Raw genomic sequence first — 22,668 nt, forward strand, 5'->3', positions numbered from 1 at the left:
TCAAAGTTTGAAACTTTGACAAAGTTTTATTGTGGACCGATTATTTTTTCGGAGCCGGTTTTCCGTTTTTTGTAGTGATTATAACAACTCCTTTTTTACCTCTTTCGCCATATTTTTCGGTAGCTTCAAGGTCTTGCAAAATAGTTATGGTTTTAATGTCTTGTTTGTCTAAAGGTGCATACGGACTAGTCGGGTTTTTGCCAAATAAATCATTTTCTGAATAGTAAATTCCATCAATAATGTACAAAGGTTCATCAAGAACAACAAGTGAATCTAAATTTTCTGGTTTTAAATTAGGAAGTTCGTTCTGAATCATTTTATCTTTTTTGACATCGTCACTGTGAGCCAATGCATTTCCGTTAAGAACAACTAACGGACTGCTTTTTTTTGCTTTTTGCACTGTCGCTGCCGAATAGGCAACTTTTGCAGATTCTCTTTGAGGATAACTTGAATAACCCATTTCTGGAGTTACTTCTTTTTTTGAGACGAAGTTATTTTCTTCCTCATAAGATTCACTTTTAAGAGGCGCATTTGCAGAAACGACAGTTTCTGCCGCAATACTCGGAGCAGGTGCAGATAAAACAGGTTCTGATTTTGGAATCGTTTCTTCTTGAACCGCAACTCGTTCTTTATTTTTAGTTTGATTGTCTAATATTTTAACCGCTTCTTCACTTGAAACTATTCCTAAAGAGGTTGCATCATTTTGTTTTACAATTGGTTCTTCAGTTTGAGGCTGTTTTGCTTCTTTTTCTTCCAAAACTACTTTTGGAGTTTCTGTTACAGTTTCTTTATTAGAATGTAAAAACTGAAAGCCTAGAGAAAGCAATAATAGAAGAGAAGCGGCAACCGCAATTTTTTTCCATAATGCAATTGTTTTTTTATCTTCTTTTTTGTCCAGTTTTTCTTCTACGCGCGCCCAGACTTTTTCCATTCCTGGAAAGTCTTGAAACTCGGCTTTTTGCGAAGCTTCTTTTATTTTATCGAATAATTTATCTTGATTGTCCATGACTATTTTGCTTTTTGATAATACAGTTTATTAACCAGTTCTTTCAGTTTGGTCTTAGCGGCATTCAATTGTGATTTTGAGGTACCTTCAGAAATCTTCAGCATTTCGGCTATTTCTTTGTGTGAGAAACCTTCAATGACAAAAAGGTTAAACACAGTTTTACAGCCGTCAGGAATATGGTTTAATAAATTAAGTAAATCTTCTTCTTCCAATGTATTCAGTTCGTCGACAGAAGGCTGCGAAAGCAGTTTCACATCATCTAAATACATATTAAAGTTGGTTTCTTTTCTAATCGTCGCCAAACAATGATTTACAGTTATGCGTCTTGCCCAAGCTTCAAAAGCATAAGCTTCTTTTAACTGTTCTAGTTTGGTGAAAATAGTAAAGAAAGAATCGGCCAAAGCTTCTTCGATTTCCTCTTCCTTTTTTAAATATCTTTTGCAAAGGCGGTACAACTTTGGCGCCATGTATTCGTACACCTGACGCTGGGCATCGCGGTGCATTTTTTTACAGTTTGCTATTTGAGTCTCGTTTATCACAATTGTTGTCTTTCTTGTATAGAGAGTAGAAAAGATAAAAAGGTTGGGACGGGGGTGAAAAAAAGTCTATTTTTTTATTTTAATTGCATTAATTAATCTTTCGCCAAAAAAAGGAATCTTTCCAAAGGTATCGATGCAATCCTGAAGAGAGTTCAATTTTTCAAGTTTGGGTAATACAAAATTTTCAAAATCTGATTTTAATTCTTTGTAGAAATCAGTCATATCTGTATGGTTTTCTAAAAGATAACCGGTTTTGTTTCTAAATGAATGCTTATCGTTCTTATCGCTCAAATATGAATTTTCTCTTAGATGTACTATAACGTCATATATTTTAGGCTTTTTTGTAACATCTTTGATTTCTGATTTTAGAACAATTCCTATATTGAAGCAAAAATTAACTTCGTCTTTAGTATTCCAAGAAAAATTTTGCAAGTTGATTAAAGTATAAAATTCTCCTTTATCTTTCCACCAGGTTTGCCCACTAGTTTTATAGCCAAAATCCTTTAGAGTTGGCTTTAAATATATTTTGATAAACTCAAGTTGCTTCTCTTTTGCATCCATTTCAGATCTATTTTGCAGGCAAAGTCAATTTATAAATCTTCGTTTCTAAAACTTCTGTATCATTATCTTCGCAAAGCAAAAATTCGATTTTGTTGTTTTCTTTTTTATAGAAAGTCAGACCTTCAAATTTATTGGTTGAGGTAATTTTTTGAGTAAAATCTATTTTCATGGTTTTTACATCAATTCTTCCGATGAAACTTCCTAGAATTTCTCCGTCATCATAAGTCGATTTGGTGTCTTCGGCAGTTGAAAGGAAATAGATTTTGCCATCAACCAAAACAGCATCGGTAAAACTGGAACGAACGCCTTTTATTTTTGGCAGTTTGTAATTAACAGAAATCAGAGCAAATTCTTCTCCTAGATTTTTGGCGTGAATGGTAAAAATGGTGTTTTTGTTGGAAACGCCATTTCCGCGATTGAATAAATACCAGTTTTCGCCATCAAAAATAGCGCCTTCTAGATTAAAATCTTCTGGTTTAATTTCTCCGAAATTCTGCATTACAGCATATAGATCGACTAAATTGTTTTTTTGTAAAACGGTTTTCGATTTCAAATCAAATTCAATCATTTTGTTTCGGTTTTCGGTTGAACCAGAACCAAAAACATAAAGCGTATCATTATGATGTGTAAGTGACTCAAAATCGGGTTTTAAGTTTTTTGGAATATTCTGCGTTGGATTGTCAATTAAAGCGTGTTGCTTCAATTGCTGATTCTGCATATTGTATTCGTATAAGAATCCGCTGTTGTCGCCAATTACATAAAGCGCGTCATTATTGTAAAATAATCCCGATGCCGAGCCGATTCCGATGATTTGAAATAATATTTCTAATGTGAATTTTTCCATGAAATGTTGTTTTTATTGCAATGAATAGCAGTTCCGATAGCTATGGGAATTCGTAAAATTACTATATTTATAAGACAAAAAATTAAAAAGATATGAAATCAATAGACCCGAAAGATTTTAAAGTTGTAGATAAAATAAAGCTCAAAGAAATTCCAACTTTATTAGATGTCAAAGCCGATGATGACGAAAAAGAAGAAAAACTAGATAAAGTTCAAGCCAAATTGAGCGATTTGCAAGATGTAATGTATGCGCATAACAAATACAGCGTTTTGATTTGTCTTCAGGGAATGGATACTTCGGGAAAAGACAGTTTGATTCGAGAAGTTTTTAAGGAATTTAATCCGCGTGGGGTTGTGGTGCATAGTTTTAAGACACCGACTTCGACAGAACTAGAACATGATTATTTATGGCGTCATTATATTGCGCTTCCAGAAAAAGGAAAATTTGCCATTTTTAATAGAACACATTATGAAAATATTCTCGTAACGCGTGTGCATCCCGAATATGTGTTGGCTGAAAACTTGCCGGGAATTGATTCTGTTGATGATATTACGCCAGACTTTTGGAAAAATAGAATCGAACAGATTAATAATTTTGAAAAACACATTTGCCAAAACGGAACAATCGTAATGAAATTCTATCTGCATTTGAGCAAAGAAGAACAACGCCAGCGTCTGTTGCGACGTTTGGAAGAGGAAAAACACAATTGGAAATTTTCGCCTGGAGATTTGAAAGAACGCGGGTATTGGGATGAATATATGAAGTATTACGAAGAAGCCATCAATAAAACATCGACACCACATGCTCCATGGTATATTGTTCCTGCTGATGATAAAGAAATGTCACGATATATTGTAGCGAAAATTATCTGGGAAGAAATGAAGAAACACACCGATATTAAAGAGCCTGAATTGGACGAGAGAACAGCAATTAATATTGAGTTGTATAAGAAAGAATTAGGAGAGAAATAATTAGAGAATTAAGATAATTTGTCAATTAGATAATTTTGAACCCCGATAATTTTTTTAAACTGTCGGGGTTATTTTATATACCATTAGTCAACACAAAAACGCAGTTTGTCAAATTAATTTCAATAGCGCTTTACAATTATGGTCCTTTGTTGTTTGTTTAAAAAATATAGGGCTACTTTTGAAGTTAAATTTTCTCAAGAAATTATTTATAGATGATTGCAATCAATAAAAATAGGCATTGGATATTTTTAGTCTTTTTCTGGTGTCTGTTAGGTTTTACAATTTGGGGACAGCTAATAGAAGATTACAGTTTTTGGTCTGCTTTTTCCCAGTCCGTTTTAATTTTATTTTGTTCAACCGCTTTAGCGCATTTTTTAAGTGATGTGTTATTGCCTAGCGCTTTGCGAAAAAATAAAATGGCTTTGTTTGCCTTGCAAGGTATTGTAGTGGTTCTTATTCTGTCATTTTGCCTCGCAACCATTTATGCCGTTTTTTCAAATCCAGAATCAAGAAGCAGGTTATATCCCGATCAAGCTGATTTGAGTACACTTCAGTTTTTATGGACACAATTTTATGGCAGCATTCCAGCGGCAATTTTAATAAGTAGCACAGCCTGCGGACTTCGGTTTTATCAGGAACATAATGCTATCGAAAGAAGTCATGCAGAATTGAAACAAGTGCATTTAGAAGCGCAAATCAAGATTTTGCAAGATCAGATCAATCCGCATTTGATGTTTAATGTGTTAAATCATATCCATATTCTAATGCAAAGCGATGTAAAGTTAGCTTCAGATTTATTGGTTCAGTTTTCGGATATTTTGAGGTATCAATTGTATGAATGCAATAAGGAATATGTGCCTTTGCATCTTGAAATCAAATATTTAAAGGATTTAATTGCTGTTGAAGAAACTCGTTGGGGAAATGAATTGGAAGTGAAAAGCAAATGGAATATTGAAAATGGACAGCTTCAGATTGTGCCGTTGCTTTTGGTTCCGTTAATCGAAAATGCTTTTAAACATGTTTCCCGACTTCCAAATCAAAAAGGATATGTGCATTTGTCTTGCGAGCAAATAAATCATCAGCTGAATTTTAAAATTGAAAACTCGTATACAGAGCAATACAAAATACCTTCAAAAAATCAAGGATTAGGTTTAGAGAATGTAAAGAAAAGACTGGAAATACAATATCCAGAGAAACACAGATTAGATATTCATAAAACTGATTCTGATTTTACTGTTGAAGTGGTTTTAGATTTGAAATAATTTTTTTGCCACGAATTGCACAAATTAGCACGAATTTTAAATCTGCAATGCTTTGTGTTCTAAGCATTCTTTACAAAAATTAAAACTTTGCGAACTTTGCGATCCCGATAGCTATCGGGATTGTGTACTTTGCGGTTAAAGAAAAAATCTGCTAAATCTGTCAAATCTGCGGGAAACAAAAAACAAACCAGAAACAAAAAAACTATGAAAATGAAATGTCTCATAATCGACGATGAACCTATAGCAAGAAACGGAATAGCAGATTTTGTTTCTAAAATTGATTTTCTCGAAACCGTCGGCACTTGTGCTTCGGCTCTAGAAGCCACTTCCTATCTTCAGGAAAAAGCGATAGATTTATTATTTCTGGATATAAATATGCCTTATTTGTCTGGATTGGAATTTTTAGAATCTTTAGAAAACCCGCCATTGGTGATTTTTACAACTGCTTATTCAGAACATGCTTTAGACGGATACCGCCTTCAGGTTGTGGATTATTTATTAAAGCCAATTACTTTTCAGCGTTTTTATCAGGCTTCGTTAAAAGCAAAGCAATGGCATCAAATGCTGAGTTCGCCAAAACAAAACCAATTGGATCCTTTTTTATATGTGCGTCAGGAAGAAGGATTTCAGAAAATTTCTTGGATCGATATTTTGTATATTGAAGGGATGCAAAATTATGCTAAACTTCATTTTAAAGATAAAGTGCTGATTATTCATCAAACCATGATTTCATTAGAAGAAACACTTCCCAAAGAAATTTTTTTTCGAATCCATAAATCATTTCTCGTAAACGTTACGCATATAGATTCTATTTCTGGCGGACGTTTATTTATAAAAGGACAAGAACTACCTATTTCAAGAACACGCCGTGAGGAATTATTGAAAGAGGTAGTGTATAAAAACTTATTAAGCAGATAGCTCTAGAATTTCCATTTTAGAGCTATTGCTCCATAAAAAGTAGTCGTGAATCTTGGATCAGCAATATCTTTTTCCTTAAAGATTTCTTTAATTTTTCGGTTTGTTGTCGAAAAACTTCGAACAAGAGTAGTTCCGCCAGTTGGTTCTAAAATCCAATGTTTTCCAAATTTCATCTGAGGTCGTAAGCCTGCAATTATCTGCTGATATCCAAGCAGGGTCGATTTATTCCCAATTTTGGTTTCAGCTGTCATTCCGCTTATTTCGGCTACTGCTTTTAAGTCAAAACTATCAGACATTCGATAGCCTATTTCTACACCTTCGGGAAAAGCAACTTTAAAATGTAAAGCGCCAGTAGATTCCCAGTTAAAATAAATTCCAGGAAGAACCATCGGAACACCAAAACTATTAGTTAAAACTGGACCAGCACCCAAAGCCAGTTTAGGATTAAATTGTTTGATAAAAAGAATGCCGCCTTGAAGCAAGACATCATCTTTATTAATTTCAACCATATCTGTATAAACACCTACAGAAGCCATAATTAATAAAGACCAAGAAGAAGAAATAGAGCGCAAATGTTTGACTCCAATTTGCGTATTGAGCAATTCATTCGGGAATCCGCTTTGAAATTCTACTGGAAGATCTTGTATGTTGTAATTCCTGTTTTCCATTTTGGCATAACTGGCATTAAAAAATACAGACCAGAGTTTTGGATGATCGTATTTATCCATTTTTAAAGATAGTGGCACTTCAAAAGCCAGCTGCGCTCTTTTAAAATTGCTTTCGGCATTTGTCTTAGTGCTGTCTATTGGCCGTACATATTTAGAAAAAGGCACATAATCGATTTTAAATTCACCTGAAATTCCTGATTGTGAACGTGCAGCTAGGGTAGCCAATAAAAAAAGAAAAAGCTGCGATAGATAAAAGATTGTTTTGCTCATAATTTGATTAATTTTTCTGCGAATTACCACGTTCTAAATCAATCCAAAAAAATCATTTGACTACCAGCACTTTTCTTTTGACCAACGGTATAAAATAAAAAATCCGACAACTATTACAAGCTGTCGGATTTTTACCAAAAACAAAATAATAAATTAAACCTATTTTTTAAAGTTTAAAACCATAAGCAACACGCAATGCTACTTGATTGGTTCTAAAGTCATGATAATCTTCGTAACGAACACTTAAATCGATGTACTTGTTGGCATAACCAATTCCTGGAGCCCATAAAAAGGTAGTTTTATCGTAACCGTTTGTTACAGCAAAACCAGCACCCAGTTCTCCTAAAACATAAAATTGATCTTTTAATACAAAAGCTTTAAAACCTGCTTTGGCTGGAATGAATCCAAGATCTTTTATGTTATTTCCAAGTTCATCTTTCCCCATAAATAAATTTGTAAATCCCGTTGTTAAGGTTAATGATGTTTTTTTAGAAAGATCGTACTGTAAACGTACATCTCCACCCAGAGACCAGTCATAATCGTTATCGGTTGGAAGACCTCCATTTAAACCGACTCCTAATCTAAAACCCTGATCGTAATTTTCGACTTCGCTGTCTTGAGCAAAAGTTGTGTTGGCAAATAAAAACGTGAACGCAGCTAGGCATAACATCTGTAATTTTTTCATGGCTTATATTTTTGAAATTTCTATGATGTAAAATTATATGGAAGCCATTTGGAGTTTGTTATACAATTTTTAAAAATCGTTACATAATATTGAGTTCGTCTTATTTTTGTCTTAAAATTGGGATATATTTTTATTGATAGGATAGAATTCGAAGCTTCTGACTATCTTTGCGCACAAAATAGATTAGAAGTGAATTTAAAGCAGTACACCAAAGAGTTTTCATATAATTTAAGGCTGGCATATCCTGTTATTTTAGGAATGGTCGGACATACTTTAATTGGTATCGTCGATAATATAATGGTTGGTAAAATTGGAAGCACGGAATTGGCAGCAGTTTCACTTGGAAATAGCATGATTTTTATTGCAATGTCTTTAGGAATTGGATTTTCTACAGCTATTACGCCAATTGTTGCCGAAGGTGATGCGGAGAAAAATGATACTAAAATTCGTTCGGCTTTTCATCATGGATTATTTCTTTGTACCATTCTAGGATTGGTACTTTTTACAGTAATTATGTTTGCTAAACCCATTATGGAATTGCTAAAACAGCCTGCAGATGTAATCGTGCTGGCAAAACCCTATTTAGGATGGGTGGCTTTTTCTCTAATTCCATTAGTAATGTATCAGGGTTATAAACAGTTTGCAGACGGAATGTCGTTAACCAAATATTCTATGTATGCTATGGTAATGGCAAACGTTCTTCACGTTGGAATTAATTATGTTTTAATATACGGTATTTGGTTTTTTCCAAAAATGGGAATTATCGGAGCGGCTTTAGGAACTGTAATTTCTAGAATATTTTTAGTAATGTTCATGCACATTATGCTTTCGCGAAGAGACGATTTAAAACGCTTTTTTAAAGGTTTTAGTTTTAATGAGATAAAAAAGGCAACCATAAAAAAGATTATCAGTATCGGATTTCCTTCTGCGATGCAAATGCTTTTTGAAGTAGTTTTATTTACTGCCTCGATTTGGCTTTGCGGGAATATCGGAAAAACAAGTCAGGCAGCAAATCAGATTGCACTGAGTTTGGCGTCGATGACTTTTATGTTTGCAATGGGATTAAGCGTGACTTCTATGGTTCGTGTAAGTAATCAAAGAGGGTTGATGGATTATAAAAAACTGATTGTTGTAGCACGTTCTATATTTTTGCTAGCCATTATTTTAGAAACTGTTTTTGCTATTTTCTTTATTGTTTTCCACGATTATCTTCCAAATATTTTCTTGAATATGGAGAATACTGGACAGATTTTGGATAATGAGGAAGTAATTGCCATTGCCTCAAAACTGCTTTTAATTGCAGCTGTTTTCCAAATTTCTGACGGAATCCAAGTTGTAGTTTTAGGAGCATTACGCGGATTGCAAGATGTAAAAGTGCCTATGTACATTACTTTTGTAGCGTATTGGGTTATCGGTTTTCCTATTTCGTATTATTTAGGAGAACACACCGAATTGAAAGCGCAAGGTGTTTGGGTCGGACTTTTGGCAGGTTTAACAGCCGCAGCGATCTGTTTATATGTCCGTTTTCATTACTTAACCAAAAGATTGGTTAAGAATTCAGATACAGAATAATTAAATTTGAAAAAATAAAAGGCTGATTTTTATATATGAAATCAGTGGCAAAACAATAAATTAATAAAAAAAATAAACATATGGAATTACCTAAATTTTTACTTGGAGACAACACTGATTTTCCAGATGATATTTTTATCATCCACCTAGATTATCCAAGATTTATTATCAATTTAAAAGACGATGAGGTTGAGTTTTTAGAAGAACCTGAAGATCTGGATGAAGCAGAATTAAACGCTGAAATGGAAAGTTTAATTGAAAAAGCAAATGAGTTTTATGATAGAGAAATTAACCGTTACGAAGAGTAATTGTTTTTCTGATCTTACGTTCCTATACTATTTTTAATGAAAAATTTACGTTTCCTAAAGCCGATTTTTAGTTTTATTGCAATTGGATTATTGATAACCACTCTAAGCCGAATCTTTTTATTTTTTCTTTTTAAAGAAAGAGTAGTGCAAACGCCAGATTTCTGGTATATTTTTCCAATCGGTCTTCGAATGGATTTAATATTGCTTTGCTATTTGTCGTTTCTACCCGCATTGCTAATTACTTTTCTGCCGAATACAGCGATAAAGTTTACCAATAAGTTTCTGGTAATTTATAGTTTTCTGTTTCTGTTTTTAATTCTTTTTGTAGAATTAGCTTCGCCAGATTTTGTAAAACAATACGATACACGTCCAAATAAGATTTTCTTAGATTATCTTATCTATCCAAAAGAAGTGGTTGGAATGCTTTTAAAAAGTTATCTGACTTCTATCATTGTAACATTCCTAATTTTGGGAGTTGTAATTTATTTTGCTTTCAAAAAAGGAAAACAATTATTCTATACCACAAGTACTGATTATAAATTCAAATTAATGGTATTTCCATTAGTGGCTTTTTTATTGTTTTTCGGAGCACGTTCAAGTCTTACTTCAAAACGTCCAATTAATGCTAGTAATGCTGTTTTCTCGACAGATCAATTGACAAATACTTTAGGACTAAATTCATTTTATACAGTAGCTTTTGCAGCTTATTCGATCAAGAATGAAGGAAATACCAAAATGTATGGTAAAATGGATGAAGCCGAAGCGATTGCTCGTGTAAAAAAATACATGATTGCTGGTCCAAGTGATTTTACCGATAAGGAGATCCCGTTTTTACACGTACAGCAGCCAGATTCTGTTATGAAAAAGCCATATAATTTAGTGATATTTCTACAAGAAAGTTTAGGTGCAGAATACGTTGGAATTTTAGGAGGAAAACCATTAACCCCAGAATTTGATAAATTATCTAAAGAAGGAACATTATTTACCAATTTGTATTGCACTGGAACCAGAAGTGTCCGCGGAATTGAAGCGGTTGTAACTGGATTTTTACCTTCGCCATCAGAAAGTGTTGTAAAGCTTGGAAACTCACAGCAAGGATTTTTTACATTGGCCGAGGCTTTAAAACAAAAAGGTTACGACACAAGTTTCATTTATGGCGGAATGGCCAATTTTGATAACATGGCTTCGTTTTTCAACGGAAATGGTTTTACAAACATTGTAGACCAAACTGATTTTGATTCTGATGGAAATAAATATGCTTTCAAAGGAACTTGGGGCTATTCTGATGAAGATTTGGTTACCAAAGCCAATCAGTATTTTAAATCAAAAGGCGATAAACCATTTTTCTCTTTAATGTTCTCGACTTCAAATCACGAACCTTTTGAATATCCGGCAGGAAGAATTAAACCTTATGATAAAAAGCCTAATACGGTAAACAATGCTATGAAATATGCCGATTTCTCTATTGGAAAATTCTTTGAAATGGCTAAAAAAGAACCGTATTTTAAAAATACAATTTTCATTGTAATTGCAGATCACAATACCAGAACGTATGGTAAAAATTTAGTTCCAATCAATAAATTCCATATTCCAGCATTTATCATGGGGCCAGGAGTTCCAAAAGGAGCTATTTATGATAGATTGGCAAGTCAGATTGATATTCCGCCAACATTATTAGGATATTTAGGAATGCCTTTCGAAACGCCTATGGTAGGCCGAAATCTAACTAAACTAGATCCAAAAGTACAAGGAAGATCTATTATGCAGTTTAATGATATCAATGCATTTAGAGTAGAAAACCAAGTGGTGATTATGCAACCCAATTTGAAACCACTTCAATTTGAAATAAAAAATGATACCACTTTAGTTCCTGTAAAACTAAACGAAGATTTAGCAAAAGATGCTTTAGCACACGTGATTACAGCAGGGAATTTATATAAAGAAAGCAAGTATAAGCTTAGAGCTAAAAAATAGTAACAAAGTAACAGAGATACAAAGTGACAGAGTAAAAGCTTGTTTCTTTGTTACTTTATCTCTTTATTGAAATATATTTTCAACAAACTAGAAGCAGCTGCAAACGATGAAATTTCATTGTTTTGCACTGCTTTTTTACTTTCTTCTAATAATGATATGATTTCTGGCTGATTATAGAAATTTTGTTTTAGCTGTTCGTTAATGGTTTCCATCATCCAGAAATGGTTTTGTTCATTTCTTTTTTCTTGGAAAAACCCGGTTTCTTTCGTCATTTCAAAATAATCAGAAATAGTGTTCCAAACTTCAGAAATTCCATCTTTTGTCAACGAACTGCAAGTAGTTACTTTCGGCTGCCAATTTGATTTTTTTGGAGGAAATAAATGCAAAGCGCGATTAAATTCTACTTTCGCCTGATTGGCTTTTTTTACATTATCGCCATCAGCTTTATTAATGACAATAGCATCTGCCATTTCCATAATGCCACGTTTAATACCTTGAAGTTCGTCGCCAGCACCAGAAATCTTTAAAAGTAAAAAGAAATCGACCATACTGTGAACAGCAGTTTCACTTTGGCCTACACCAACAGTTTCAATAATAATGGTGTCAAAACCTGCGGCTTCACAAAGTATGATAGTTTCTCTGGTTTTTCTTGCTACACCGCCTAAAGTTTCTCCAGAAGCACTTGGACGAATAAAAGCATTTTCATCTTTAACCAATTCTTCCATTCGGGTTTTATCTCCGAGAATACTTCCGTGCGAAAGCGAACTGCTTGGATCAACTGCCAAAACTGCTACTTTTTTTTCTAATTGGGTAAGATGTTTTCCAAAAGCCTCAATAAAAGTACTTTTTCCGACACCAGGAACACCAGTAATTCCAATGCGAATTGATTTATTGGCATGAGACAAACAGCCTTGAATGACTTCGCCAGCTTTCTCAAAATGATCTAGATTAGTGCTTTCAATTAAAGTAATCGCGCGACTGAGAGAAGTTCTGTTTCCTTCTAAAATGCCATCAATTAGTTCTTGAGAAGTGGGCTGTTGCCTGCGTTTGCTTTTAATTTGATTGATAGCCGAAATATTGGTGATTTCGGGAGGTGAAATTCCAGCTTTTTCAGATATGTTGCCAGTTTGTTTATTAGAATTTGACAAAACGCACTTTTTAGAAATGTAAAAGTACAGAAAACAAAAACAGTTTCAAAAAGTTAGTTCGCCACGAATTACACGAATTTCCACTAATTTGTTATTGTCAAAAGGAGCAAAAATAAGTTTGCCACGAATTCACGAATTTTCATTTGAAAAACTATGTCTGATATTATTATTCGAATTAATTCGAAAAAAAAATCTCAAAGATTTTAAAAATAAAATTCGTGAATTGCTTCGCCTTTTCGCTATCGCTCGAGTCGTGGCAAAAAACTTAGAATCTTAGTGCCTTAGCATCTTAGCATCTTTAAAAATTAATATCCAGCTGTAAAGCGTACTTGATGATGTTTTGGAGTTTCTACTTCGTCAGCAATTACAACCGCTAAATCTTCTACAGATAAAATACTTCTTTGTTCGTCATTAAAAACAGGATTTTCTAAACCTAAACGGTATTTTCCGGTTCTTCCAGTTTTAGTTCCAGCATGCATTTCGAAAGCAGGGCTAAAGAATGCCCAATCCAAATCTTTTTCTTCTTTGATGATATTTAAATAATGTCTCGCGGCGTTGGCTCCAGGGTAAATCTCCTTTGGAAAATCTGGAGTGTCAACTGCTTGTAAATCTGGGGCAACATATAGACTTCCAGCTCCACCAATTGTAATAAAACGTTTAACACCCGATTTTTTAACCGCTTCCTGAATAGCTTGTGAACCTGCTAAAAAATCATCGTAAATATTAGGGTTAGTCCAACCGGGATTGTAAGCATTGACAACAGCATCGTGACCTTTCAAGATTTCTGCCAAAGCGTCAACATTAAAAATATCTGCAGCAACCCATTTAGCATTTGCTGTATCTTTTGGAGTTCTTGCAATAGCAGTGATTTCGTGTTTTCTGTCTGCTAATTCGTTTAAAATTGCTGAGCCAACAAATCCTGTAGCTCCAATAAGTGCGATTTTCATAATATATAAATTTATTTAGTAATAAAAAATGTTACAGTTTCGGGTAAAAAAATAGTTTTAAAATTGATTCGAAAAATCTTCCAATGAAATTCCCTCCAGCTGTCTGCTGACGTTTTGATTCATTTCGCTATATAAAGCTTCCAAATGCTGATTGATGTTTTTTCCAACAGGACAATCAGGATTCGGTTGATTTTTAGCAAAACCTAAACCAATCGTTTCAAAGGTCATTTCGAATATTTGTTTTAAAGTTAGATCAGCAGCATTGACCGCTAATTTTGTACCGCCATTTTTTCCTTCTTTACTTTCTACAATATGATGAGCTTTTAAATTGGCAATTTCTTTTCGAACCAAAACAGGATTTAGATTAATACTTCCCGCAATAAACTCCGATGACAAATAATCATTGGGGAATTTATGGAGCAAAGTAAGAATGTGAATCGTTATGGCAAATTTACCTGAAATCATACTGTAATAAAATATGTTACAAATTTACATCTTTTTGTAACACAAAATACTAATTTAACTAAAAATTAATTCTTTACCTCAAATTTTAAATACTTATTTTTGTGATGATCTTACATATGAACAACTTTATACTAATATTTCTCTTTCTTTCGCTGGGTTTGGTTTTACAACACGTAAAACAGTTTCCCACTCATATCTATAAGACGCTCAATAAAATTGTTATTTATTTCTGCCTTCCTGCCATTACTTTATATCATATTCCTAAAATAAAATGGAGCAGCGAATTGCTATTTCCGATAGGAGCGGGGTGGATTACTTATATTCTGGCTTTTATATTTTTTCATTTTTTAGGAAGAAGAAATGGCTGGTCCAATAAACTGATTGGCTGTTTGATTTTGACAGCAGGATTAAGCAACAGTTCTTTTTTAGGATACCCGATTATTGAGGCTTTGTTTGGAAAGAAAGGTTTGGAAACGGCTGTATTAGTTGATCAGCCGGGAACTTTTGTGGTGGTTTCAACACTTGGGGTTTTTACTGCTGCTTTTTATTCTAAAGGAAGCCCGAATGCCTTAGGAATTTTCAAAAAAATTATCACGTTTCCGCCATTTCTGATGTTTGTTTTGGCATGTCTAATGAATATTTTCGATTATAATTTAAATGAGAACTTTCAGTCAGTATTGCTAAAAATAGGAAGTTTAGTAACACCTTTAGCTTTGCTTTCTGTTGGTTTGCAATTGACTTTTGATAGAAAAAGCCAGCATTGGAAATTTTTGCGTCTTGGACTTTTCTTTAAATTGCTTTTGATTCCTTTTATAATTTTTGTGCTATATGTTTTTATTTTTAACCAACATTCTGAAGTCATAAAAATTACAATAATGGAAACCGCCATGGCGCCCATGATAACGGGTGCGATCTTAGCTTCAACTTATGGATTAAAACCAAAATTAAGCAGTATGATGATCGGTTTTGGAATTCCAATTTCCTTTGTTACGCTTGCTTTTTGGTATTTTGTTTTGAGTTTTATTTAGGAGTAAAATACTAATTATATCGACAAAGTAGAATTTTAACTTTTTTTAAGAAAATCAATGTTTTCTATATGCTTTTTTTGGTTAATTTTAGATGAACTAAAAAAATGAAATTATGTCAACATTAAGATTAGGCGATATAGCTCCGGATTTTCAAGCGGAAACCACGCAAGGACCAATTAATTTTCACGAATGGTTAGGAGATTCGTGGGGTGTTTTATTTTCGCATCCAGCAGATTTTACGCCAGTTTGTACAACTGAATTGGGAACAGTGGCGAACTATGTGCCAGAATTCAAAAAAAGAAATACTAAAGTTATTGCTCTGAGTGTAGACGGTTTAGATTCGCATAAAGAGTGGATTAAAGATATCAACGAAACTCAAAATACAGAAGTAAATTTCCCAATCATTGCAGATGAGGATAAGAAAGTAGCAAATCTATACGATATGCTTCATCCAAATGCAAGCGATAAATTTACAGTTCGTTCGGTTTTTGTTATCGGACCAGATAAAAAAATCAAATTAACGCTGACTTATCCAGCTTCAACAGGAAGAAATTTTGACGAATTGCTTCGTGTTATTGACAGTTTACAATTGACAGCAAATTACAGCGTTGCAACTCCAGCAAACTGGAAAGATGGAGAAGATGTGGTAATCGCGCCAGCAATTCCAGATAGCGATATTCCAGCTAAATTCCCAAAAGGACATACGCCAATCAAACCTTATTTGAGATTGACACCGCAGCCAAATAAATAATTTTTATAGGGGCAAAGGTTCAAAGTAACAAAGAGACAAAGTTAAAAAGGCTGAGATTTTTCAAACAGAAAAATCTCAGCCTTTTTATTTTTACCAGGATCTTTATTACTCTGTCCCTTTGTTACTTTGTCCCTTTTAAAAAAAGAACTTACTTAGCCGCCAACAAAGCATTCATTCTTTTTTTATCTCCTACAACCCAGAGAATATCATTTTTCTCTAATATCAAACTAGATTCTGGATTTAGAATACGGTTTCCGTTTCGTTCAATTCCTACGACCATTCCGTCTGTTTTGGCTCTGAACTGTCCGATGCTTTTTTTGATGAATTCGTCTTGAGAAACTTCAAGCTGTCGTAAAACAATATCGGTTTCTTCTACTTTTGTAGGCGGTTCTGTTTCGTTTTGAGTTAAGAATTTGGTGAATTCTGCTATTTGTGCATCAGTTCCAATTACACATATTTCATCGCCTGGAAATAGACGTTCCGTTTTCGTCGGAATCGGAATGGTGACTTCTCCTCGTTTAATGTAGGCGATATTAATTCCTAATTGTTCACGAATTTTGAGTTCCTGTAAAGTCTGACCCACTAAATTAGATTCTTTTTTAATTTCGAAGAAAGACATGTGTCCGTCCCAAGGCATTAAATTGGCATATCGTCTATCGATCTTTTTGTTTTCGCGATCGTTTAGGTTTTTCAAAAAGTGATTTTCGATTTTATGGTATTGCTCATTTAGTTTTTTAGGGAAAATTTGATAAGCTCCTATTGCAATAATCAGCGCTACGAAAGCTACTAAAGGAGAGAAGAAAATATTCAATAAAAACCCGACAAAGAATAGGCCGAGACTCATTCTTATCAGAATCAGCATTAAAAGTGCGCCACGATATTTGCGTTCTTCCCAAAGGGTTTCAACTTCATCTACTTTTACTCGACGGAGCGAAAGTGCCCACAAAAATGGAGCAATTACAACTAGCGTAAGTAAAGCTGCCAGCGTATTTCCGAATCGTGTATCGGCAACCAATGGCGCTACAAATTTGGAAGACAATAATATAATGGCTGTAATAATAATGGTATGAAGAATAATTTGCGTAATCGAAGAACGAAGTACAATTTGCCAAGTACTGACAGATTTAATGGCTTGTGCATTTACACTATAACGGTTAATGTTTTTAACCCATCTTTTAGGCATTTTTGCCTCTAAAAAGAAAGCAAAACGTTCAGAATATTTAATTAAGAAAGGTGTGGTAAATGTCGTTATTGCAGATACAGCCACAATAATTGGGTACAAGAAATCACTAGTAACTTTTAAGGACATTCCAAGAGTGGCAATAATAAATGAGAACTCCCCAATTTGTGCCAAACTCATTCCGGTTTGAACAGATTGTTTTAACGGCTGGCCAGAAATCAAAGCACCAATAGAAGAACTAAAAGCTTTTCCAAATATGGTCAATAAAGTAATTATGGCAACAGGAAGCGCATAATTTATCAATGTTACTGGGTTAATCAACATTCCGACAGATACAAAGAAAACAGCACCAAAAAAATCTTTTACAGGCTGAATTAAATGTTCAATTTTCTCTGCCATTGTAGTTTCAGCAATAATAGATCCCATGATAAAAGCGCCTAATGCTGGAGAAAAACCAACATTTGAAGCAAAAATTACCATCATTAGACATAATGCTAATGAGATGATGAGTAGCATTTCATCTGTCATCAGATGTTTAGCTTTTTTGAAAATAGTTGGAATAATAAAGATTCCCCCTAAAAACCAGATAATTAAAAAGAAAATAAGTTTTAAAACAGATTGTAATAATGCTGTTCCCGAAACCTGATCGCTTACAGCAATAGTTGATAGCAAAACCAGCATCAGAATTGCCACAATATCTTCGACGATTAAAGCTCCGAAAACAATTCCAACGAATTTTTTCCCTTTTACGCCCAACTCATCAAAAGCTCTGATAATAATAGTTGTGGACGAAATAGAAAGTGTGGCTCCCAAGAAAATACTGTCCATTTTTCCCCAGCCCATCCATTGCCCGACTGCGTAACCAATTACGGTCATAAACAAGATCTGGGTTATGGCGGTGACAGAAGAAGTCCCTCCAACCTTCATTAGTTTCTTAAAGCTGAATTCGAGTCCTAAACTAAAAAGTAAAAATATAACCCCAATTTCTGCCCAGACTTCGACACTTTTCATATCGGTGATAGATGGGAAAAAATCAAAATGGTTTCCAGCTAAAAATCCTGCAATAAGGTAACCTAGAACCAAAGGCTGTTTCATTTTTCTAAATAATAGAACAGCAATTCCGGCGGTCATCAGGATTAATCCTAAATCACTAATTAAAGGTTGTAAGTGGTGTGAAGTTTCCGCAGCGGCATTTAATGCAATCATATAAAAACGTGGTATTTTTTTAGCGGCTGATCCAGCTTTTTATTTCAAATGAAATTCATTGGCTCCTATTAAAATAAAAGGAGTCTAACCTGGATTTGCCTCTGGATTTAATAAAAAAAAGCTATCTCGATAAAGATAGCTTTTTTTGGTAAAATATTTGGTATTTTTCTTAAATTCCTGTGTAATTACTAGGCGTTATAGCCAATAATTCTGCTCTAACGGCATCTGAAACTTCTAGAGTCGCAATAAAGTTATGAATCGCATTTTTGTCAATCGCTTCATTAGTTCTTGTTAATCCTTTTAAAGCTTCGTAAGGATTTGGATACGCTTCGCGACGTAAAATAGTTTGAATAGCTTCAGCAACTACTGCCCAGTTTTTCTCTAAATCTTCAGCAAATTTACTTTCGTTTAAAAGCAATTTATTTAATCCTTTCAAAGTAGCTTCAAAAGCAATAACTGTATGTCCAAAAGGAACACCAACATTACGTAAAACAGTACTGTCAGTTAAGTCACGCTGTAATCTTGAGATTGGTAATTTTGCAGAAAGGTGTTCAAAAATAGCATTTGCTATTCCTAAGTTTCCTTCTGAGTTTTCAAAATCAATTGGATTTACTTTGTGCGGCATTGCAGACGAACCGATTTCTCCAGCTTTGATTTTTTGCTTGAAATAATCCATTGAAACGTACGTCCAGATATCGCGATCTAAATCAATGATAATCGTGTTGATTCTTTTTAAAGCATCAAAGAAAGCTGCAAAATGATCGTAATGCTCAATTTGTGTGGTTGGGAAAGAATGTTTTAAACCAAGATCTGTTTCAACAAATTTATTACCGAATTGTTTCCAGTTAATTTGTGGATATGCTACGTGGTGCGCATTGAAATTTCCTGTTGCTCCTCCAAATTTAGCAGCAAACGGAATGTTGAATAACAAACGCATTTGCTCTTCTAAACGTTCTACGAAAACCAAAATCTCTTTTCCTAAACGAGTAGGAGATGCAGGCTGTCCGTGTGTACGCGCCAGCATTGGAATGTCTTTCCACTCAACGCTTAATTCTTTTAATTTTGCAATTACAGCAATTAAAGTTGGCATATAAACTTGCTCAAACGCTTCTTTTGTAGAAAGCGGAATGGCAGTGTTATTAATATCTTGAGACGTTAATCCGAAGTGAATGAACTCTTTGTATTGAGATAAACCTAATTTCTCAAAAGCATCTTTAATAAAGTATTCAACCGCTTTTACGTCATGATTGGTTACTTTCTCTGTTTCTTTAATCCAAAGCGCATCTTCAGTTGAGAAGTTTTTGTAGATGTTTCTCAAGCTTTCAAATAGACTAGAATCAATACCTTGCAACTGAGGCAACGGAATTTGGCATAAAGCAATGAAGTATTCCACTTCAACCAAAACGCGGTATTTTATTAAAGCTTCTTCAGAGAAGAAAGGTGCTAAATTTTGAGTTTTATTTCTATATCTTCCGTCAATTGGTGATATAGCATTCAATTCGTTTAGAGTAGTCATTGTGATGTTGTTTTTTCGAAAGGTGCAAATATAAGGTATTGTTAAAACTTCTGAAAGCTATATTTGAGCTTAAATCATGGTTTTGAAAATTTTATCCCAAATGGTAAAGTAAAAACCGTAATTGTGAGACTCATTTTTATGATGATCGTTATGGAATTTAGTAGTCGAAATCCATTTTGTAAAGGAATTGCTGTACCAAAAAGATGGAAATATGTCTTTTTTTAAATGCCCGAATATTCCATAAGACAGATTTAAAATGAGATAAATAATGATGCTCAAATAATTAAACTTCAAAATCGTAATTAAAAACAGCCATATAAAGCCAAAACCCAAAGTTTCTATCGGATGAAGAACATATAAACTATAAACATTGGTTTCTACATGCGTGTGATGCAATTTATGAATCGGGTAAAGCCATTTTAAATGATGAACCAGAAAATGAAAAATGAACATAAAAAGATCCATCAGAAGAATCAATAAAAGAGTATCAAAAATGATAAGTTTAATAGAGGCTGAAAAATCTACTTTCATAATTCCGTAGCGATACAATTCAAAACCGATTAAAGTAATGAATGTGTTGCAAAGCAGCGTAGAAAGTACCCATTTTTGATCTTTATTCTTTAAAAAAGTGTTTTCTGGTTCCATAGTTTTTCCAATTAAAACCGATAAAACAACCAGCGCTGAATTTTCTATTAAAAAGAAAACAAAGAGCCAGAATAGATTAAACGGAAATAATTGCTGTAACCAACTTTCAAAAATCATGTTGTTTTTTCTAAATTCAATAATTTCTCCCTTAAATCGGCAACTCCTTCAGAAGCAAATTTGGCAATGGTTTCAACTTTATTTCTAAGATTCGGAATCGAAATAGGTTTCGGATCAATATAAAATACGGGAGTTGTGCTTGGCGTATAAGAAATTAATCCAGCGGCAGGATAAACTTGCAGAGAAGTCCCGATTACAGCAAAATAATCTGCGGTTTCTGTAATGTCAATAGCTTCTTCGAGTGCAGGAACTTCTTCGCCAAACCAAACAATGTGCGGGCGTAACTGATATCCGTTTGCATCCAAATCTCCGGTAAGCAAATCTTCAGTCCAATCTAAAATCAGGTTTTTATTTTGAGTGCTTCGCACTTTTAGCAACTCTCCGTGCAAGTGCAAAACATTTGTGCTTCCTGCGCGTTCATGAAGATCGTCAACATTTTGAGTGATAATTTGCACATCGAAATCTTTTTCTAATTCAGCCAAAATAATATGACCCAAATTTGGATTTACTTCTTTTAACTGTTGGCGTCTTTTATTGTAGAAATCTAGAACCAACTCTTGATTTTTATACCAACCTTCTGGAGTGGCAACTTCCATCACATCATGTCCTTCCCATAAACCATCACTGTCGCGAAAAGTTTTAATGCCGCTTTCAGCGCTAATTCCTGCTCCTGTTAAAACAACCAGTTTCTTTTTCATTCGTAGTTATATTAAAAGATAAAAATAGTGATTTCTTTATTCAAATGTTTAGTAAATAGCGAGGAGAAACTATACTTTTTGGGATAAAAGAATGGGGGTTTATACGCTTTGTCTCTCTTTCTGAATTATTTAATTTTAATGTTCTATTTGAAAAAAGCGTTTCTAAATGATTTTAATTCAATTTACAGGGCTTTCTGGTTCAGGAAAAACGACTTTGGCGGAAAATGTCAGGCATCTGCTGCTTCAAAATAATTACGAAGTTGAAATCGTAGATGGCGATGTTTACCGGCAGACTATCTGTAAAGATTTGGGATTTTCTAAAGAAGATCGTTGCGAAAATGTAAGACGACTTTTTAATGTTGGCCGAAGCTTGATTGAAGAAAATAAAATTGTTCTGATGTCGGTTATAAATCCATATGAAAATGTTAGAAGTGAATTAAGAGCTTTTGAATTTGTAAAAACAGTATTCCTTGATTGCTCTATTGCTAATTTGATTGAAAGAGATCCGAAGGGATTATACAAAAGAGCATTACTGCCAGATCATGATCAAAATAAAATTAGAAGTTTTACGGGTATAAGCGATGTTTTTGAAATTCCAGAAAAAGCAGATTTAATATTAAAGACAGATTCTGAAACAGTTTCGATTTCTGCCGATAAACTCTACAATTTTATAATTAGCAATTTAAAATCTTAAGGTTATGAATCCTTCTTCCTGCCAGCTTCCCATTTCTTTTTCAATAGAAAAACTGCAAAACGATTTACAGACTTGCGAGACCAATTTATGGACACCGCATTTTAATACGAATCGTTACGAAGGAAAATGGACAAGTGTTTCTTTGCGGTCGCAATCTGGTTTGGAAACCGACATACTTTCTTTTGCAGATAAAGAATATAAAAATACGCCTTTATTGGATAGCTGTCCGTATTTTAAAGAAATAATGGATTGGTTTGAATGCGAAAAAGAAGCGGTGAGATTACTAAGGCTCGGTCCTAATAGTGAGATAAAAGAGCATGTTGACAATGATACGTCGTACGAAGACGGTTTTTTTAGAATTCATGTTCCTATTGTAACCAATTCTGAAGTTTATTTTTATGTAGACAAAAAACTAGTTCCAATGAAAATGGGGGAGTGCTGGTATGCCAATTTTCAATTGCCGCACAGTGTTCAGAATAAGAGTTCAGAACCTAGAATTCATTTGACTTTGGATTGCATAAGAAATGATTGGTCTGATGAATTGTTTTCTAAAATGGGTTTTGATGTGAATTTCGTACATAAGAAACAATATTCAGATGAGGTAAAGCAGCAGATTATTGCAGAGCTTTCTAGAAATCCATCTGAAACCAATGCTAAGATTATTGCCGAACTTCAATCACAAATGAACTCATAAA

The 22,668-nt window shown here is 33.9% G+C and carries 23 protein-coding genes; 10 read left to right on the top strand and 13 right to left on the bottom strand.

Annotation, left to right across the window (positions count from 1 at the left end; all coding sequences use genetic code 11):
• Positions 1-40 precede the first annotated feature (40 nt).
• The 4 genes from FF52_RS18725 to FF52_RS18740 form a co-directional block, all read right to left on the bottom strand.
• Positions 41-1,006 carry a hypothetical protein gene (locus FF52_RS18725; protein ID WP_008468023.1) on the bottom strand — a complete coding sequence of 322 codons (966 nt, stop codon included), beginning with the start codon at positions 1,004-1,006 and terminating at the stop codon, positions 41-43.
• 2 nt (positions 1,007-1,008) lie between these two features.
• Entirely contained in the window at positions 1,009-1,509 is a 501-nt protein-coding gene (locus tag FF52_RS18730; protein ID WP_008468024.1) for an RNA polymerase sigma factor, read from the bottom strand.
• 102 nt (positions 1,510-1,611) lie between these two features.
• On the bottom strand, positions 1,612-2,106 hold the full coding sequence (locus FF52_RS18735) for a DUF4304 domain-containing protein (protein WP_008468025.1): 495 nt from the start codon (positions 2,104-2,106) through the stop codon (positions 1,612-1,614).
• Between the two features lie 7 nt (positions 2,107-2,113).
• The gene (locus FF52_RS18740) at positions 2,114-2,950 is read right to left on the bottom strand and encodes a DUF6929 family protein (RefSeq protein WP_008468026.1); all 837 of its coding nucleotides are present in this window, start codon (positions 2,948-2,950) and stop codon (positions 2,114-2,116) included.
• A 92-nt stretch (positions 2,951-3,042) separates the two neighbouring features.
• Between FF52_RS18740 and FF52_RS18745 the strand changes: the two genes are divergently transcribed.
• From FF52_RS18745 to FF52_RS18755, 3 genes are all read left to right on the top strand, one after another.
• The gene (locus FF52_RS18745) at positions 3,043-3,921 is read left to right on the top strand and encodes a PPK2 family polyphosphate kinase (RefSeq protein ID WP_008468027.1); all 879 of its coding nucleotides are present in this window, start codon (positions 3,043-3,045) and stop codon (positions 3,919-3,921) included.
• A 212-nt stretch (positions 3,922-4,133) separates the two neighbouring features.
• Complete coding sequence (locus FF52_RS18750; protein WP_008468028.1) at positions 4,134-5,183, top strand: sensor histidine kinase; 1,050 nt, start codon at positions 4,134-4,136, stop codon at positions 5,181-5,183.
• A gap of 204 nt (positions 5,184-5,387) precedes the next feature.
• Positions 5,388-6,101 (top strand): LytR/AlgR family response regulator transcription factor, encoded by a 714-nt coding sequence (locus FF52_RS18755; RefSeq protein ID WP_008468029.1) that lies wholly within the window; start codon positions 5,388-5,390, stop codon positions 6,099-6,101.
• Positions 6,102-6,103: 2 nt separating this feature from the next.
• Here the strand turns inward: FF52_RS18755 and FF52_RS18760 are convergent, their stop codons facing one another.
• Positions 6,104-7,039, bottom strand: a complete 936-nt coding sequence (locus tag FF52_RS18760; protein WP_008468030.1) for a DUF6268 family outer membrane beta-barrel protein — start codon at positions 7,037-7,039, stop codon at positions 6,104-6,106.
• Positions 7,040-7,205: 166 nt separating this feature from the next.
• Positions 7,206-7,724 (bottom strand): outer membrane beta-barrel protein, encoded by a 519-nt coding sequence (locus tag FF52_RS18765; RefSeq protein ID WP_008468032.1) that lies wholly within the window; start codon positions 7,722-7,724, stop codon positions 7,206-7,208.
• Positions 7,725-7,913: 189 nt separating this feature from the next.
• Between FF52_RS18765 and FF52_RS18770 the strand changes: the two genes are divergently transcribed.
• The 3 genes from FF52_RS18770 to FF52_RS18780 all read left to right on the top strand — a co-directional run bounded on the left by FF52_RS18770 (position 7,914) and on the right by FF52_RS18780 (position 11,578).
• Positions 7,914-9,296 carry an MATE family efflux transporter gene (locus FF52_RS18770; protein ID WP_008468033.1) on the top strand — a complete coding sequence of 461 codons (1,383 nt, stop codon included), beginning with the start codon at positions 7,914-7,916 and terminating at the stop codon, positions 9,294-9,296.
• Between the two features lie 80 nt (positions 9,297-9,376).
• On the top strand, positions 9,377-9,604 hold the full coding sequence (locus FF52_RS18775; RefSeq protein ID WP_008468034.1) for a hypothetical protein: 228 nt from the start codon (positions 9,377-9,379) through the stop codon (positions 9,602-9,604).
• Positions 9,605-9,640: 36 nt separating this feature from the next.
• Positions 9,641-11,578, top strand: a complete 1,938-nt coding sequence (locus FF52_RS18780; RefSeq protein ID WP_008468035.1) for an LTA synthase family protein — start codon at positions 9,641-9,643, stop codon at positions 11,576-11,578.
• Positions 11,579-11,628: 50 nt separating this feature from the next.
• On the opposite strand, the gene meaB is transcribed toward FF52_RS18780, so the two are convergent.
• The 3 genes from meaB to FF52_RS18795 form a co-directional block, all read right to left on the bottom strand.
• Positions 11,629-12,726, bottom strand: coding sequence for a methylmalonyl Co-A mutase-associated GTPase MeaB (gene meaB, locus FF52_RS18785; RefSeq protein ID WP_008468036.1), 1,098 nt, complete (start codon positions 12,724-12,726; stop codon positions 11,629-11,631).
• A gap of 305 nt (positions 12,727-13,031) precedes the next feature.
• The gene (locus FF52_RS18790) at positions 13,032-13,673 is read right to left on the bottom strand and encodes an NAD(P)-dependent oxidoreductase (protein ID WP_008468037.1); all 642 of its coding nucleotides are present in this window, start codon (positions 13,671-13,673) and stop codon (positions 13,032-13,034) included.
• 57 nt (positions 13,674-13,730) lie between these two features.
• Positions 13,731-14,138: an RrF2 family transcriptional regulator gene (locus FF52_RS18795; protein ID WP_008468038.1), complete on the bottom strand. Its 408-nt coding sequence runs from the start codon at positions 14,136-14,138 to the stop codon at positions 13,731-13,733.
• A gap of 116 nt (positions 14,139-14,254) precedes the next feature.
• On the opposite strand from FF52_RS18795, the gene FF52_RS18800 reads away from it, so the two are divergent.
• Together FF52_RS18800 and FF52_RS18805 are read left to right on the top strand one after the other, a co-directional pair.
• Positions 14,255-15,166 (top strand): AEC family transporter, encoded by a 912-nt coding sequence (locus FF52_RS18800; protein ID WP_035691973.1) that lies wholly within the window; start codon positions 14,255-14,257, stop codon positions 15,164-15,166.
• Between the two features lie 112 nt (positions 15,167-15,278).
• Positions 15,279-15,917, top strand: a complete 639-nt coding sequence (locus tag FF52_RS18805; RefSeq protein ID WP_008468040.1) for a peroxiredoxin — start codon at positions 15,279-15,281, stop codon at positions 15,915-15,917.
• A 148-nt stretch (positions 15,918-16,065) separates the two neighbouring features.
• Here the strand turns inward: FF52_RS18805 and FF52_RS18810 are convergent, their stop codons facing one another.
• The 4 genes from FF52_RS18810 to FF52_RS18825 all read right to left on the bottom strand — a co-directional run bounded on the left by FF52_RS18810 (position 16,066) and on the right by FF52_RS18825 (position 21,279).
• Positions 16,066-18,303 carry a cation:proton antiporter gene (locus FF52_RS18810; protein ID WP_008468041.1) on the bottom strand — a complete coding sequence of 746 codons (2,238 nt, stop codon included), beginning with the start codon at positions 18,301-18,303 and terminating at the stop codon, positions 16,066-16,068.
• Between the two features lie 169 nt (positions 18,304-18,472).
• Positions 18,473-19,819, bottom strand: a complete 1,347-nt coding sequence (gene purB / locus FF52_RS18815) for an adenylosuccinate lyase (RefSeq protein WP_008468043.1) — start codon at positions 19,817-19,819, stop codon at positions 18,473-18,475.
• Between the two features lie 69 nt (positions 19,820-19,888).
• On the bottom strand, positions 19,889-20,581 hold the full coding sequence (locus FF52_RS18820) for a sterol desaturase family protein (protein WP_008468044.1): 693 nt from the start codon (positions 20,579-20,581) through the stop codon (positions 19,889-19,891).
• Positions 20,578-21,279 carry an SIR2 family NAD-dependent protein deacylase gene (locus FF52_RS18825; protein WP_008468046.1) on the bottom strand — a complete coding sequence of 234 codons (702 nt, stop codon included), beginning with the start codon at positions 21,277-21,279 and terminating at the stop codon, positions 20,578-20,580. Before FF52_RS18825 ends, FF52_RS18820 begins: the two co-directional genes overlap by 4 nt.
• Before the next feature lie 166 nt (positions 21,280-21,445).
• Here FF52_RS18825 and cysC point away from each other — a divergent pair, with 166 nt between their 5' ends.
• Both cysC and FF52_RS18835 read left to right on the top strand, forming a co-directional pair.
• Entirely contained in the window at positions 21,446-21,973 is a 528-nt protein-coding gene (gene cysC, locus FF52_RS18830; RefSeq protein ID WP_008468047.1) for an adenylyl-sulfate kinase, read from the top strand.
• A 4-nt stretch (positions 21,974-21,977) separates the two neighbouring features.
• The gene (locus FF52_RS18835; protein ID WP_008468048.1) at positions 21,978-22,667 is read left to right on the top strand and encodes an aspartyl/asparaginyl beta-hydroxylase domain-containing protein; all 690 of its coding nucleotides are present in this window, start codon (positions 21,978-21,980) and stop codon (positions 22,665-22,667) included.
• Position 22,668: the final 1 nt, after the last annotated feature.

The organism is Flavobacterium sp. F52 (assembly GCF_000278705.1).
Classification (GTDB): Bacteria; Bacteroidota; Bacteroidia; order Flavobacteriales; family Flavobacteriaceae; genus Flavobacterium; species Flavobacterium anhuiense.